Raw genomic sequence first — 14,463 nt, 5'->3', positions numbered from 1 at the left:
CCGTCGGGCGGGTTTCGGCATCGGTTGGGGAGACGGTCTAGGAAATGGCGTCGCAGGTGGAGAACATAGGGGCCTCTGAAGTCATGGGGGGCGTGGACAAGTTGGTGCTGATCCAGAATTACGGATCGTGGCCGTCGCCGATCACGGCCGCGCTCGCCGCCGCGCACGACGGGAAGCCGGAGTACGTCGGCTTCGTCGGCGACGAGGCGTGGTGGACCGAGCCCCGCCCCGGCGAGGGCGGCCGGCGGGCCCTGGTCAGGCGGCGCGCCGACGGCTCGGAGCGCACCGTGCTGCCCGCGCCGTGGAACGTGCGCAGCCGCGTCATCGAGTACGGCGGCCAGCCGTGGGCCGGCGCCGGGCGCCCCGAGGGGCCGAACGGGCCGCTTGTCGTGTTTGTCGACTTCGCCGACCAGCGGCTCTACGCCTACGAGCCCGACGCCCCCGGTGCCGTACCCCGCCCGCTCACCCCCGTCTCCGCGGTGGGGGACGGGCTGCGCTGGGCCGATCCGCAGATCCACCTCGACCGGGGCGAAGTGTGGTGCGTCCTGGAGGAGTTCACCGGGGACGGCCCGACCGACGTGCGCCGCGTCGCCGCCGCGGTGCCGCTCGACGGGAGCGCGGCCGGGGACCGCACCGCCGTGCGCGAACTGTCCGACGCCCGCCACCGGTTCGTCACCGGACCCCGCCTCTCGCCCGACGGCCGCCGCGCCGCCTGGCTCGCCTGGGATCATCCGCGCATGCCGTGGGACGGCACGGAGCTGGTCGTCGCGGACGTGGCCGAGGACGGCACGTTCAGCGGGGCGAGGACGGCGTTCGGCGGGCCCGAGGAGTCCGTCGCACAGGTGGAGTGGGCTCCGGACGGCGCCCTCGTCTACTCCAGCGACCGCAGCGGCTGGTGGAACCTCTACCGCGTCGGCCCGGACGGCGAACCGCGGGCCCTGTGCCCGCGCGAGGAGGAGTTCGGCGGGCCGCTCTGGAAGATCGGCCACCGCTGGTTCGCCCCGCTGGAGAGCGGCCTGATCGCCGTCGTCCACGGCGTCGGCGCCACCGCGCTCGGCGTGCTCGACCCGGCGACCGGCGAGGTCGTGGACACGGCCGGACCCTGGACCGAGTGGAGCCCCGCCCTCGCCGTGCACGGCACCCGCGTCGTCGGCATCGCCGCCAGCCCCCGCACCGGCCACGAGGTCGTGGAGCTCGACACGTGTACGGGCCGGGCGCGCGTCGTCGGCGCCGCGCACACCGACGCCGTCGACCCCGCGTACTGCCCGGAGCCGCAGATCCGCACCTTCGCGGGACCCGAGGGCAGGGACATCCACGCCCACATCTATCCGCCGCACAGCCCCACCCACGCCGCGCCCGACGACGAACTCCCGCCCTATGTCGTGTGGGCCCACGGCGGCCCCACCGGGCACTCGCCCCTCGTGCTCGACCTGGAGATCGCCTACTTCACCTCGCGCGGCATCGGCGTCGCCGAGGTCAACTACGGCGGCTCCACCGGCTACGGCCGTGAGTACCGCAACCGCCTGCGCGAACAGTGGGGCGTCGTCGACGTCGAGGACTGCGCCGCCGTGGCGCTCGCGCTCGCCGCCGAGGGCACCGCCGACCGCGACCGGCTCGCGATCCGCGGCGGCAGCGCCGGAGGCTGGACCACGGCCGCGTCCCTGACCGGCACCGACGTCTACGCCTGCGGCACGATCCTCTACCCCATCCTCGACCTCACGGCCTGGGGCTCCGGCGAGACCCACGACTTCGAGTCCCAGTACCTGGAGTCGCTCGTCGGACCGCTCGCCGAAGTGCCCGCGCGCTACGTGGAGCGCTCGCCGGCCGAGCACGCTGAGCGGCTCACCGTGCCGTTCCTGCTGCTCCAGGGCCTCGACGACGTGATCTGCCCGCCCGCGCAGTGCGAGCGCTTCCTCGCCCGCCTGGAGGGGCGCCGCGTCCCGCACGCGTACATCGCCTTCGAGGGCGAGAGCCACGGGTTCCGGCGCGCGGACACCATGATCCGCGTACTCGAGTCCGAACTCTCCCTGTACGCCCAGGTGTTCGGCCTCCATCCGACCGGGATCCCCACGCTGGAGCTGTCCAAGTGACGTCACCGACACCGCTGACCCGACCCGCACGCCTCGCCCCCGGAGCGCGCGTCGCCGTCGTCGCGCCCAGCGGACCCGTGCCCGAGGACCGGCTGGCGGCAGGCCTCGACATCCTGCGCGGCTGGGACCTCGAGCCCGTCGTCGAACCCCAAGTCCGCTCCGTCCATGGGCAGTTCGACTATCTCGCGGGCAGTGACGCCGAGCGTGCCGCCGGCCTCCAGCGGGCCTGGTGCGACCCGTCCGTCGACGCCGTCCTGTGCGCGCGGGGCGGATACGGCGCGCAGCGCATGGCCGACCTGCTCGACTGGGACGCGATGCGGGCGGCCGGGCCCAAGGTGTTCGTCGGGTACAGCGACATCACGGCTTTGCACGAGGCGTTCGCCGCCCGGCTCGGTCTCGCGACCCTGCACGGACCGATGGCCGCGGCGGCCGACTTCCTCAAGAGTGCCCGCGCGCAGGACCACTTGAAGGACACGCTCTTCGCGCCGGAGACCGTACAGACCATCACGTCGGTCGACGGCGGACGGCCGCTCGTGGGCGGTACCGCGCGCGGCGTCACGCTCGGCGGCTGCCTCTGTCTGCTCGCCGCCGACCTGGGCAACCCGCACGCCCGGCCGTCGGCCGCGGGCGGGCTGCTGTGCCTGGAGGACACCGGCGAGGAGACGTACCGCATCGACCGCTACCTCACCCAGCTCCTGCGCGCCGGCTGGCTGGACGGGGTCTCGGGGATCCTGCTCGGGTCCTGGGCGGAGTGCGAGGCGTACGAGGGGTTGCGCGCGCTGCTCGCCGACCGGCTCGGCGGTCTCGGCGTACCGGTCGTCGAGGAGTTCGGCTTCGGGCACTGCGAGGGGGCGCTGACGATCCCCTTCGGCATTGCGGGTGAACTCGACGCGGACGCCGGGACGTTGAGCCTGGATGTGCCCGCGCTGGCCTGAATCGTTCGGTTACTGAATCTCCGTCAAGAAACACGCGTCCCGGTGATTGACCCGCGTATGACACGTGTCACAACATGACCACGCTCAGACTTACCGGTCGGTAGCCGGTGGGTCTTCCTCAGCGTGGAGGTAGCCGTGTCCCGTGCCGTGCCCCGATCCCGACCGCGATCACCACTGGCGCCGGCTCTCGCCCTCGGCGCCATGGTCGCCGCGCCCCTCGCCCTTGCAGCGCCCGCGAACGCGACGCCACAGACGCAGCAGACGGGCGAATACACCGTCACCGCACTGAAGTTCACCGTCCAGGCCGGCGGCCGCAGCTGCGTCGTCGATGCCGACCTCTACCGGCCCGCCGGCGTCGACGCCACCCACACCGCACCCGCCGTCCTCGCCACCAACGGCTTCGGAGGCAGCAAGTCCGACGGCTCGACCGACGCCATCGGCAAGGCCTTCGCCGCGCGCGGCTACGTCGGACTCGTCTACTCCGGACTCGGCTTCGGCAAGTCGGGGTGCCTCGTCTCGCTCGACGACCCCCGCATCGACGGCGCCGCGGCCTCCGGGCTGGTCGACTTCCTCGCCGGGACCCACGCGGCCGAGGACGGCACGAAGGCCGACTACGTCACCAAGGACGGCAAGGGCGACCCCCGCGTCGGCATGATCGGCGGCTCGTACGGCGGCGCGATCCAGCTGGCCACCGCGGCGGTCGACCACCGCGTGGACGCGCTCGTCCCGATGATCACCTGGAACGACCTGGCGTACTCCCTCGACCCGAACAACGCCGCCGACCGCTCCGTCCCCGGCTCCTTCAAGTGGCAGTGGACCAACGGCTTCTACCTGATCGGCGAGGGCCAGCCCCTCCTCGAACCGTCCCTCGACCCCTCCCGTATCAACAAGCTGACCTGCCTGCACTTCGTCACCGACGCCTGCGAGACGATCAGCACCCTGAACTCCGGCCGCTACCCGTCCGACAAGGCGGGACCGATGCTCGACTACGCGCGCAGCGTCTCCCCGGTCTCGTACCTGAAGCAGGTCAAGGCGCCGACGCTGCTCGTGCAGGGCCAGTCCGACAGCCTCTTCAACCTGAACGAGGCGCAGGCCACGTACGGGACCCTCAAGGCACAGGGCACGACCACCAAGATGATCTGGCAGTCCTGGGGCCACAGCGGCGGCCTCACGGATCCGGCGAGCGGCGAACTCAACCTCGCGCAGGGCAACCTGGAGACCTCGTACGTCGGCAAGCGGATCCTCGCCTGGTTCGACCGCTACCTCCAGCACAAGAAGGACGTCGACACCGGCCCCGCGTTCGCCTACTACCGCGACTGGATCACGGACCCGGACCACACCTACGCCACCGCCCGGAGCGTCCCGGCGCTCAGCCGGAAGATGTACCTCTCCGGTGACGGCAAGCTCGTCGACAACCGGTCGAAGGTCGCGCGCGGCAGCCGCGCGTACGCGAACTGGCTGATCCCCACCAGCCACTCCGAGTCCTCCCTCGCCGGCCTGATCGGCCTGCCCGACCCCGCCCCGCGCGACACCGCGGGCACCTACCTCGGCTGGACCAGCGAGCCGCTGACCAGCACGACCGACGTCGTGGGCGCCCCGAAGGCCACCCTCAAGGTCGTCTCACCGAAGACCGAGCGCGTCCAGAACTCGGACGACGCCGCCGACAAACTCGTCCTCTTCGCGAAGCTGTACGACATCGCGCCGGACGGCGGCAAGACACTCGTCCACCGACTGGTCGCACCGGTCCGTGTGCCGGACGTGACCCGCTCCTTCACGGTGTCGCTGCCCGGCATCGTCCACCGCTACGAGACGGGGCACCGCCTTCAGTTCGTCATCGCGGCGAGCGACGACGCGTACGGCGGCAACAAGGGCATCAAGCCCGTCACCGTCACCAGCGCGCCCGAGGACACCGGCGTCCTGGAGCTGCCGGTCGTCGGGCAGTAGGGCGACCCGGGGCCGGGGCCGTCACCCGTACGGCCGCGCGCCCCGCCCCGGAGGGACACCCCGCCGTGCGCGAACCCCGCCCGGCTGCCCATGCTGGGCGGGGAAGGCACGCGTCGCTCCGACGGAAGGGTCCACGGATGAGTCCCAAGGACACGGCGAGCTCCGACAGGAGCGGCGTCACCGGCACCTTCACACCGGGCCGGATCGCCGTCATCGGGGCGATCTGCGGCGGCTGCGTCATCAGCAGGCGCAAGTGACACGGACCCGCCGGCGCCTCTCGGCCGCGGCGTAGGCTGGCCGGATGTCTGCCACCAGCCGCCGCTACCTCGACGAAGGCCCCCACGTGGGCATACGCCCCTTCACGCTCGCGGACGGAGAAGAGTTCACCGCGCGGGCGCGCGAGAGCGCGGACCTGCACCACCCCTGGCTCTTCCCGCCCACCGCCGCCGACACCTACGCCGCCTACGCGGGCGCACTCATCGACGATCCGGCCCGCTGCGGATTCCTGGTGTGCGAGCGGACGGACGACGAGGGCGGTGGCGGCATCGCCGGCTTCATCAACATCAACAACATCGTCCGCGGCGGCTTCCGCAGCGGTGCCCTCGGCTACGGCGTGTTCGCGCACGCGGCGGGCCGCGGCATCATGAGCGAGGGCCTCGGTCTTGTCGTCCGGTACGCCTTCGGTCCCCTCGGACTGCACCGCTTGGAGATCAACATGCAGCCGGGCAACAAGGCGTCCATCGCGCTCGCCCGCCGCGCCGGGTTCCGCCGGGAGGGCTACTCGCCCGACTTCATCTTCGTGGACGGCGCCTGGCGCGACCACGAGCGCTGGGCGCTCACGGCCGAGATGCCCGGTGCTCGCGGCTGACCTTCTTCCGTAAATGCGTCTTTGCTGAATTCTGACCCGGGGAACCCCTGGTCAGCTCGGGGACGAGCCTGTTCCATGGTCGTCGGGGCACTCCGCGTGCGGACGGCGGGCCCCGTGAACCGGGAGGCGGACTTGACGGACTCGCAGGCCGAGCGGACGACCCTTCGACGCGACGTACTGACCCTGCCCGGCGTGGCGGTGGGCGCCCCCGACCCGCTGCCGCCGCTGCGGCCCCTCGACGAACTCCACGAACTCGACGAGCGCTCCAAGCAGGGCATGCCGCGCGACATGGCCCGCCAGATCGGCTACGAGAAGCTGCGCAGCGTCCTGCCGGAGCGGCTCAAGAACGGCTACGGGCGCGAGCGCGCCCCCCTCACCCTCGACACGCTCGTGATCGAGAACGACCGGCTGCGCGTCACGGTCCTGCCGGGCCTCGGCGGCCGTATCCACTCGATGTTCCACAAGCCCACCGGGCGCGAACTCCTGTACCGCAACCCGGTGTTCCAGCCCGCCGACTTCGCGCTCAACGGCGCCTGGTTCTCCGGCGGCATCGAGTGGAACATCGGCGCGACCGGGCACACCACCCTGTCCTGCGCACCCCTGCACGCCGCCCGCGTCACCGCGCCCGACGGCGGCGACATGCTGCGCCTGTGGGAGTGGGAGCGCCTGCGCGACCTGCCGTTCCAGGTGGACCTGTGGCTGCCCGCCGGATCCGACTTCCTCCACGTGGGGGTGCGGATACGTAATCCCCACGAGAGGCCCGCGCCCGTCTACTGGTGGTCGAACATCGCCGTCCCCGAGGAACACCGCGTCCTCGCCCCCGCCGACGAGGCCTGGCACTTCGGCTACGAGCGCAGCCTGCGCCGCGTCTCCGTCCCGGAGTCCGACGGCGTGGACCGCAGCTACCCCCTCAGCGGCGAATTCCCGGCCGACTACTTCTACGAGGTCCCCGACGGGCAGCGCCGCTGGATCGCCGCGCTCGACGACGACGGGCACGGGCTCGTACAGACCTCGACGGACCTGCTGCGCGGCCGCAAGCTGTTCCTGTGGGGCCACGGCGCGGGCGGGCGGCGCTGGCAGGAGTGGCTGACCGAGCCGGGCACGGGCGGCTACGCCGAGATACAGGCGGGCCTCGCCCGCACCCAGCTGGAGCACGTACGCCTGGACGCCGAGGGCGAGTTCGCGTGGCTGGAGTCGTACGGACCGCTGTCCGCGGCGCCCGACGCCGTGCACTCCGCCGAGGACTGGGCGGCCGCGCGCGGCGAGGTCGAGGAGCGCCTCGAAGCCGTGCTGTCGAGGGCCGACGTCGACGCCGCCTACGCGGCCTGGCGACCGCACGCCGACACCGAACCGGGGGAGTCGCTCGCGGAGGGCTCCGGGTGGGGCGCCCTCGAAGTGCTGCGCGGCGACTTCAAGCTGCCGGGCACCCCCTTCGCCGAGTCGGCACTCGGCCCGGAGCAGGCACCCTGGCTCGACCTCCTGCGCACCGGCTCCATCCCCGAGCCGCGCCGCGTCGGACCGCCCGGGCCCACCCTCGTCGCGCCGCACTGGCGGGACATGCTGGAGACGGCGCCCGCGCAGCCGCTCACCGAGTACCACCTAGGGGTCGCCCAATGGCACGCGGGCGACCTGGCCCAGGCCGTACGCAGCTGGGAGCGCGGCCTCGAACTCGCCCCGTCCCTCTGGCCGTTGCTGCGCTGCCTGGCCGTCGCCGACCAGGAGGCCGGCCATCACGAACGCGCCGCCGACCGCTACGCCGAAGCCTTCGACGACCTGTGCCAGGAGCGGCGCGACGACGGCGAGGCCTGGACAGCGGCCACCGCGGCGCTCGGCCGCGAGGCCATCGACGCGCTGCTCGCGGCCCGTCGCCCCGGAGCGGCCCGCACCGTCTGGGACCGGCTGCACGCCACGATCCGCGCCCGCGGCCGCTTCCGGCTCGTCGAGGCCCGGCTCCTGATCGCCGAGGGGGACAAGGAGGCGGCACGGGCCGTGTTCGACGAGGGCTTCGAGGTCGCCGACCTGCGTGAGGGCTCGGAGGTCATCGCCGAACTGTGGGCACGCCTCGCCGCACCGGGCGAACGGCTGCCCGCCCAGTACGACTTCAGCATGCGGCCCAGGGAGTCCTGACCCGGCGCGCGGTCAGGGGAGCAGCAGCTCGCCGTCCCTGGCCACGACCCGGCCCGCCCTGACCACCAGGTCACGCGCGGGCAGGTCCACCACGACCTGGGGCAGGCACTCGCCGCGCACCAGGAAGAAGTCGGCCGGTGAGCCGGGAGACAGATCCAGGTGGGGGAGGCCGACGACACGGGCGCCGTCATCGGCGGCGACACGGAAGGCGTCGGCCAACTCCTCGTCCAGACGCGCCCCTTGGGCCCGCGCGAGCAGGTGCGCCCGGTGCAGCATGTCGGCGTTGCCGAACGGACTCCACGAGTCGCGCACCCCGTCCGAACCGAGCCCGACCCGCACCCCGAGCTCGCGCAGCCGGCGCGTGGGCAGGACCAGCGGCCGCGACGGCGCCACGGTCGTCAGGGAGATCCCCGCGTCCGCCAACTCGGCGCCCATGCGGTCGAGTTCGATGCCTTCGAGGCCGGGCACGCAGAACGCGTGACTGATGCTGACCTTGCCCTGGAGGGACAGCGCCCTGGTCCGGTCGATGATCGCGTGCACCGCGGTCACGCCGGGGACGGACCGGTCGTGGAGGTGGATGTCGACGCCCACCCCGTGCCGGTCGGCGATCCCGAAGACCAGGTCGAGCTGGGCGTCGAGCGCCTCGTCGAAGCCGATCGGGTCGATGCCGCCCACGATGTCGATGCCACCGGTGCAGGCCGCCTCCTCCAGGAGCTGCGCGGTGCCGGGCGCCCGCAGGACGCCGTGCTGCGGGAACGCGACGATCTGCACGTCGACCGCGTCCCGCAGCGCCTCACGCGCGGCGCCGACACCCTCGACACCGGCGAGGCCGAAAGCGGGCGCGACATCGACATGGGCCCGCATCGCCCGGGTGCCCCGGGTGACCGCGTGCGCCATCAGGCGCTGGGCGCGGTCCTTGAGGGGCGTGGTCTGCGAGCGGTACAACTCGGCGTCCGCAGCGGCGAATTCGGCGATCCCCGACGCGGGCTTGCGCGAGACCCAGGGCTCGCCCCACGCGGTCTTGTCCGGGTGGATGTGCGCGTCCACCAGGGTCGGCAGCGCGATCCGGCCGCCGCAGTCGACGGCCTCGGCACCCTCGGGCGCGGGAGCGTCGACGATCACCCCGTCGACGACGGTGAGGTCCACGGCCTCCGCCGCACCGAGCGGGCGTACGTTCCGGAAGACGGTGGCCGTCATACGGCGACTCCCGTACGCACGACGCGCACCGGCTTCTTCAGCACCGACAGGTCGGCGAGCGGGTTGCCGGACAGCAGGATCGCGTCGCCCGCGTAACCGCGCGCGAGGCGGCCCACCCTGCCCTCGAAGCCGAGAAGACGGGCCGCGTTGGTGGTGGCGGTGCGGATCGCGTCGAGCGCGGACAGACCGGCCGAGTGCATCATCTCGATCTCGGCGCCGATCGGCTCGACCGAGCCGCCCGACGAGTCCGTGCCGGACACCAGGCCCACGCCCAGCTCGTGGGCGAGCTTCGCGGCGGCCTTGAGCTTCGGCAGGTAGGTGCGGCCGCGCTCGTCGAGAACCGGGTCGGGGTCGCCGATCATGCCGCCGATCGCGACCATCGTGGGCGTGAAGTACGTACCACGGCGGCGCATCTCGTGCAGGGTCCGCTCACTGATGAACGCGCCGTGCTCGACGGACCTGACGCCGGCCATGACGGCGTCGTGGCAGCCCTTCTCGCTGTAGCTGTGGCACAGCACGTCCTTGCCGGCGCGGCGGGCGGTGGCCACGATCGTGGAGAGCTGCTCGCGGCTGTAGACCTGCTCCAGAGGGTCCTGCTCGGCCAGGCCGGCACGCGGGTTCACGCGCGTCTTGATGGTGTCGGCACCACGAGCCAGGTTGACCTCGACGACGCGGCGCAGCGCCTCGGTCGAGGTGACGCCGCCCTTGAGGCGGGCGAGCGGGGTGAGGTCGGGGTCCGCGAGGATCGTGTCACCGAGGTCGGGCGTGACGAAGACGCCGGACGCGCGCAGCCTGGGGGCCAGGCCGGGGGCCTGCCGGGAGAGCTCGCGGACGGCGATGTCCTGGTAGAAGTTCGTCGAACCGCTGCGCGCGGTGGTGGCGCCGAGCGCGAGGGTCCTGGCGGCCTCGGCGGCGGTGTTCAGGTGGATGTGCGAGTCGACGAGACCCGGCAGGACCCACCGGCCCTGCGCGTCGAGGACGGTGACGCCGGCGGGCACGTCTACGTTCTTGCGCTTGCCGGCCGCGCGGACGACGCCGTCCCGGATGACGACCACCGCGTCCTCGGTGACCTCGCCCGTCGCGGGGTCGAGGAGCGTGCCGCCGTCGATGACGAGGTCACCGCCGCGGGGGGCGCTCCCGGAGCGGGCGGCGGACGTGCGGGTCATCGGGGCGGCAGCGGACGCGCCGGGCGCGGCGGCGAGGGCGGCCGTCGTGCCCGCCAGTGCGGCGGCACCCGCGAGTACGCCTCGGCGGGTCAGCCGGTTCGACGGCGGGGGGCAGTTCTCGACGCACATGCGGGGCTCCTCGGCGGATGGCGGGAGGGATCGGGTGGCCCGACATTTTGTATACCAAGATGGGGGAGCGGGCAAGGAGGGGCCCATTCCGCTCGGGACTGGACCTGCACGTTCTTCCCGGATTCTGGTCAACCGGAGCAGGAACTAGTAGAGGCTGGTATACAAAGTGGCGTCGTCTCCATGGCTGTCACCGCGGCCGTCACCCCGGCCGTCATCGCCCTCGTCGCCGAAGAGCGAGCGCAACGCCACCGACCGGCTGTCGCGCACGTGCAGCAGCGTGCTCGCCGCGGCGGTCTCCTCGTCGCCCGCGACGATGTGCCGGAAGATCACCGCATGCTGCGCCCGCATGTGGGCGGGTTCCTCGCGCAGGCCGAACAGCAGCTGGAGCTGCCAGCCGAGCTGCTCCATGGTGCGCGCCAGCAGCGGATTCCCGGACAGGGTCACGATGCCCTCGTGGAAAGCGGTGTGCGCGGCCACCTCACGCGCCCCCTCGTCCGCCGCGGCCGCGCGCTCCGCCGCGTCCAGCGTCCCGCGCAGCGCGTCCAGCCCCTCCGGCTCCTGCGGCGCGGCCCGTGCGACGCGCCGGGCCGCGAGCCGGGAGGCCTGTACGGCCAGCGGCTCCCACACCTCGTAGAGATGCTCCACGTCGGCCCGCGCCAACCGCCGTACGCGTACCCCGCTGTGCGGCAGAAGTTCGAGCAGGCCCTCGGTGACGAGCGAGCGCAGCGCCTCCCGTACGGGGACGCGCGACATCTGCAGCTCTTCGGCGATCTCGCGCTCGACGAGCCGGGAGCCCTGCGGGTAGCGCCGGTCGACGACGCGCTGCCGGATCGCGTCCCGTGCGCGCGAGCCGAGCGGCGGGCGGGCGCCGCCGCTCTTCACGGATTCCCCGGCCTCCCGGGTCTCGCCGTGGTCGTCGCTGCCCGCCATGTCCACCGTCCTCGCTCCCACCTGCCCGGGCGAGGATACGGGGACGGGCCCGCGACCGCGCGTCAGGCCTGGCCCTGCCGGTCGGCATACTCGAAGACCGAGCCGTCCGGGTGCATCGCGATGAGGTTGCGGCCCGCGGGCGTCGGGACCGGCCCCGCGAGGACGTGCGCTCCGGACGCGCTGAGGACGGCGTGGGCCTCGTCGACGTCCGGGACGGCGATCGTCGCCGAGACCTTGCGCAGGACGTCGATCTCCTCCTTCGGCCCGCTCATCAGGAGGAAGCAGCCGACCGCCGCGACGGAGACCCCGCCGCGCTCGAAGCGCAGGGCCCGGCTGCCCGCGAGCCGTTCGTAGAACGCGACCGAGGACTCCAGGTCCTCGACGCAGATACGCAGCGTGGTTCCCAGGATCTCCATAGCGGTGAGCGTAGTTGGCCACGCGCGGACGCGTGATCACTTCCGGGGAACGGCGGGGGTCGGTCATGAGGCGGCGCGCCCGCGTCACCGGGAGGACGGTGACGCGGGCGCCCCGCTCAGCTCTGCTGGCCCCCGTGATCCGTCTTGCGGCACAGGAGCTCGCCGTGCAGCACCGAGAACCAGGCGTCAGGCTGCTTCCCCCATGTCCGCCAGGCCTCGGAGATCTCCTCCAGCCGGGCGGCTGTCGCGTGGCCGCTCTCCGTGGCGCGGTCGGCGTACCCGGAGGCCACGGTGCGGTCCGCCCACAGGCCGCTCCACCACTCGACCTCGTCGGGCGCGGAGTAACACCAGGTGGAGGAGGACGCGTTGATGTCGGCCGGGGCGAAACCGGCCTCCAGCGCCCAGGACTTGAGACGCCGGCCCGCGTCCGGTTCGCCGCCGTTGGCGCGGGCGACCCGCCGGTACAGGTCCAGCCAGTCGTCCATGGCGGGCGCGTTCGGATACCAGGTCATGGCCGCGTAGTCCGAATCGCGGACGGCGATGAAACCGGTGGGCTTGGTGACGCGGCGCATCTCGCGCAGCGCCTGCACCGGGTCGCCGACGTGCTGGAGCACCTGGTGGGCGTGCACGACGTTGAACGTGTCGTCCGGGTAGTCCAGCGCGTGGACGTCCGCCGTCGCGAAGTCGACGTTGGTCAGGCCGCGTTCGGCCGCCGTCGCCCTGGCCTGGTCGAGGATCCCCGCGGCCTGGTCCACGCCGGTGACGTGCCCCTCGGGGACCAGCGCCGCCAGGTCGGCGGTGATGGTCCCCGGGCCGCACCCGATGTCCAGGATCTTCATGTGCGGCTTCAGCGAACCGAGCAGATACGCCGCCGAGTTGGCGGCGGTGCGCCAGGTGTGGGAGCGCAGTACGGACTCGTGGTGGCCGTGCGTGTAGACGGCGGTCTCCTTCGCCATGCCGGACCCCTTCGCAAGATCGGTGAGCGGTGAACCCAGTGAGATCACCGTACGCCGCCATGCCGAATATTGAGATGTCCATCTCATGATATGGACGCGACTCGTGCTGTCACAGTATGGTCAGCGGCCGGTAGACCCGCAGTGCCTCGTGCTGCTTGTCGATGGTCAACTCCCGTCCGCACGACCCGACTTCACCGTCGAAGGCCAGCGGTGTGCCGGGGTGGATGCGGTCCATGCGCAGCTGCGTGCGCCGGACCGCGGCGTGGAACGGGGAGCGGGACAGCGGCCCCGCCAACGCCGCAGCCAGGAGACGTACGCCCGGCAGCCGGCCGCCGTGCACCACGCGCACGTCGAGCAGGCCGTCCGCGAGATCCGCGCGCCGGCCCGCCGTGAGCCCCATCCGGCGGTACGTGCAGTTCCCGGCGAACACCATCCACAACGGCCGCCGCGTACCGTCCAGTTCGGCCTGCAGCGGGTGGTCGCGGCGCAGCACGTGCGTGGCGGCCACCACGTCGGCGAGCCGTCCGCCGATCCGCCGCGACCAGCGCTCGCGCTCCTTCACCAGCTCCGGGTACACGCCCAGGCTGAAGGTGTTGAGGAAGATCCCGGAGGTGGCCGACGACCGGAAGCGGCCGACGTCGACCGCCACGGCGTCGCCCGCCTCGACGGCCCGCGACAGATCGCCCGGGTCCTCGATCCCCAGGTCGTACGCGAAGTGGTTGAGCGTGCCGCCGGGAAGGACGGCGAGCGGCAGACCGTGGCGCAGGGCGACGCCCGCCGCGGTGTTCACCGTGCCGTCCCCGCCGCACACCCCGAGCGCCCGTGCCCGGGCCGCCGCCTTCTCCAGCGCGGCGGGCAGATCGGACCCCCCGGCCTCGACGATCTCGGCGCGCGGCAGCAGGCCGCGCAGCGTCCGCGCCTGGTCCGGACTGCCCGCACCGGTGTTGACCACCATCACCAGGCCCTCACCGCCGGGCAGCTTCGGCACGTCGTCCACCAGCGGCCGGCCCGGCGACGGCATCTGGTCGCGGGTCGGCACGAGGCCCCGTACCGCGTAGGCCGCGCCCGCCCCGAGCGCGGCGCCCGCGAGGACATCGCCCGGGAAGTGCGCGCCCGTATAGACACGGGACGCGGCGACGGAGAGCGCGAGGGGCGCCACCAGCGCGCCCAGCGGGCGGGACTCCAGCGCGACGCCCGCGGCGAAGGCGGCCGCCGACGCCGCGTGCCCGGACGGGAACGACGTCGTGACGGGCTGCCGCTTCAGGCGCCGCACCAGCGGCACCGGGTCGAGCACGGGCCGCGGCCTGCGCACGGAACGCTTCCCGAGCGTGTTGATCGTCACGGAGGCCACGGCGAGCGAGGCGACCCCGCGCACGGCGGCGCGGCGGGCCTTCGGCGAACCGCCCGCCGCCAGTGCCCCCGCCACCGCGAACCACAGCACCCCATGGTTCGCGCTGCGGCTCAGCCGGGGCAGGACACGGTCGCCGCCGGGCCAGTGCCGGCGCGCCGCATACTCGAAAACGCGCAGGTCAAGGGCGGCGAGCCGGCCACGCAGGCCGGGGCCCGGAGGGGGCGCGGTCCACCAGGTCGTCAGATGGTCGAGATCAGCGCACATTGCGCACGTGTACCCGCCGCGGGCCCCCGCACCCCGGGGGCGTGCCGAAATCGTTTTGCTCCTCACCCGGCCGGGCGCCCACAATGCGGA

11 protein-coding genes are annotated in these 14,463 nt (G+C 73.1%); 5 read left to right on the top strand and 6 right to left on the bottom strand.

Annotation, left to right across the window (positions count from 1 at the left end):
* The first annotated feature begins 83 nt into the window (after positions 1–83).
* The 5 genes from ACWIGU_RS02415 to ACWIGU_RS02395 all read left to right on the top strand — a co-directional run bounded on the left by ACWIGU_RS02415 (position 84) and on the right by ACWIGU_RS02395 (position 7,964).
* The gene (locus tag ACWIGU_RS02415; protein ID WP_454397245.1) at positions 84–2,090 is read left to right on the top strand and encodes a dipeptidyl-peptidase 5; all 2,007 of its coding nucleotides are present in this window, start codon (positions 84–86) and stop codon (positions 2,088–2,090) included.
* Positions 2,087–3,025, top strand: a complete 939-nt coding sequence (locus ACWIGU_RS02410) for a S66 peptidase family protein (RefSeq protein ID WP_454396563.1) — start codon at positions 2,087–2,089, stop codon at positions 3,023–3,025. The genes ACWIGU_RS02415 and ACWIGU_RS02410 overlap by 4 nt, the downstream gene beginning before the upstream one ends.
* A gap of 201 nt (positions 3,026–3,226) precedes the next feature.
* Positions 3,227–4,969 (top strand): CocE/NonD family hydrolase, encoded by a 1,743-nt coding sequence (locus ACWIGU_RS02405; protein WP_454396561.1) that lies wholly within the window; start codon positions 3,227–3,229, stop codon positions 4,967–4,969.
* A 301-nt stretch (positions 4,970–5,270) separates the two neighbouring features.
* Positions 5,271–5,837: a GNAT family N-acetyltransferase gene (locus ACWIGU_RS02400; protein ID WP_454396559.1), complete on the top strand. Its 567-nt coding sequence runs from the start codon at positions 5,271–5,273 to the stop codon at positions 5,835–5,837.
* A gap of 132 nt (positions 5,838–5,969) precedes the next feature.
* A complete protein-coding gene (locus ACWIGU_RS02395) occupies positions 5,970–7,964 on the top strand; it encodes a DUF5107 domain-containing protein (RefSeq protein ID WP_454396557.1) in 1,995 nt (664 codons plus the stop codon).
* Between the two features lie 12 nt (positions 7,965–7,976).
* On the opposite strand, the gene ACWIGU_RS02390 is transcribed toward ACWIGU_RS02395, so the two are convergent.
* The 6 genes from ACWIGU_RS02390 to ACWIGU_RS02365 all read right to left on the bottom strand — a co-directional run bounded on the left by ACWIGU_RS02390 (position 7,977) and on the right by ACWIGU_RS02365 (position 14,373).
* Positions 7,977–9,161 carry an amidohydrolase gene (locus ACWIGU_RS02390; RefSeq protein WP_454396555.1) on the bottom strand — a complete coding sequence of 395 codons (1,185 nt, stop codon included), beginning with the start codon at positions 9,159–9,161 and terminating at the stop codon, positions 7,977–7,979.
* Entirely contained in the window at positions 9,158–10,456 is a 1,299-nt protein-coding gene (locus ACWIGU_RS02385; protein WP_454396553.1) for an amidohydrolase family protein, read from the bottom strand. Before ACWIGU_RS02385 ends, ACWIGU_RS02390 begins: the two co-directional genes overlap by 4 nt.
* A 144-nt stretch (positions 10,457–10,600) precedes the next feature.
* Entirely contained in the window at positions 10,601–11,386 is a 786-nt protein-coding gene (locus ACWIGU_RS02380) for a GntR family transcriptional regulator (RefSeq protein ID WP_454396551.1), read from the bottom strand.
* A gap of 62 nt (positions 11,387–11,448) precedes the next feature.
* A complete protein-coding gene (locus ACWIGU_RS02375; protein WP_356271794.1) occupies positions 11,449–11,802 on the bottom strand; it encodes a VOC family protein in 354 nt (117 codons plus the stop codon).
* A 116-nt stretch (positions 11,803–11,918) separates the two neighbouring features.
* Positions 11,919–12,758 carry a class I SAM-dependent methyltransferase gene (locus ACWIGU_RS02370; protein ID WP_454396549.1) on the bottom strand — a complete coding sequence of 280 codons (840 nt, stop codon included), beginning with the start codon at positions 12,756–12,758 and terminating at the stop codon, positions 11,919–11,921.
* A gap of 109 nt (positions 12,759–12,867) precedes the next feature.
* Positions 12,868–14,373 (bottom strand): phosphatase PAP2 family protein, encoded by a 1,506-nt coding sequence (locus ACWIGU_RS02365; RefSeq protein ID WP_454396547.1) that lies wholly within the window; start codon positions 14,371–14,373, stop codon positions 12,868–12,870.
* Positions 14,374–14,463: the final 90 nt, after the last annotated feature.

It is taken from the genome of Streptomyces sp. NPDC055400, from assembly GCF_053644375.1.
This window is presented reverse-complemented; position numbering and strand designations above follow the sequence as displayed.

What these genes read in the sequence shown, in the direction of transcription:
- ACWIGU_RS02375 (WP_356271794.1), bottom strand. Translation starts at nt 11,802, where the DNA reads ATGGAGATCCTGGGAACCACGCTGCGTATCTGCGTCGAGGACCTGGAG.
- ACWIGU_RS02390 (WP_454396555.1), bottom strand. Translation starts at nt 9,161, where the DNA reads ATGACGGCCACCGTCTTCCGGAACGTACGCCCGCTCGGTGCGGCGGAG.
- ACWIGU_RS02405 (WP_454396561.1), top strand. Translation starts at nt 3,227, where the DNA reads ATGGTCGCCGCGCCCCTCGCCCTTGCAGCGCCCGCGAACGCGACGCCA.
- ACWIGU_RS02400 (WP_454396559.1), top strand. Translation starts at nt 5,271, where the DNA reads ATGTCTGCCACCAGCCGCCGCTACCTCGACGAAGGCCCCCACGTGGGC.
- ACWIGU_RS02380 (WP_454396551.1), bottom strand. Translation starts at nt 11,386, where the DNA reads ATGGCGGGCAGCGACGACCACGGCGAGACCCGGGAGGCCGGGGAATCC.
- ACWIGU_RS02415 (WP_454397245.1), top strand. Translation starts at nt 84, where the DNA reads ATGGGGGGCGTGGACAAGTTGGTGCTGATCCAGAATTACGGATCGTGG.
- ACWIGU_RS02385 (WP_454396553.1), bottom strand. Translation starts at nt 10,456, where the DNA reads ATGTGCGTCGAGAACTGCCCCCCGCCGTCGAACCGGCTGACCCGCCGA.
- ACWIGU_RS02365 (WP_454396547.1), bottom strand. Translation starts at nt 14,373, where the DNA reads ATGTGCGCTGATCTCGACCATCTGACGACCTGGTGGACCGCGCCCCCT.
- ACWIGU_RS02370 (WP_454396549.1), bottom strand. Translation starts at nt 12,758, where the DNA reads ATGGCGAAGGAGACCGCCGTCTACACGCACGGCCACCACGAGTCCGTA.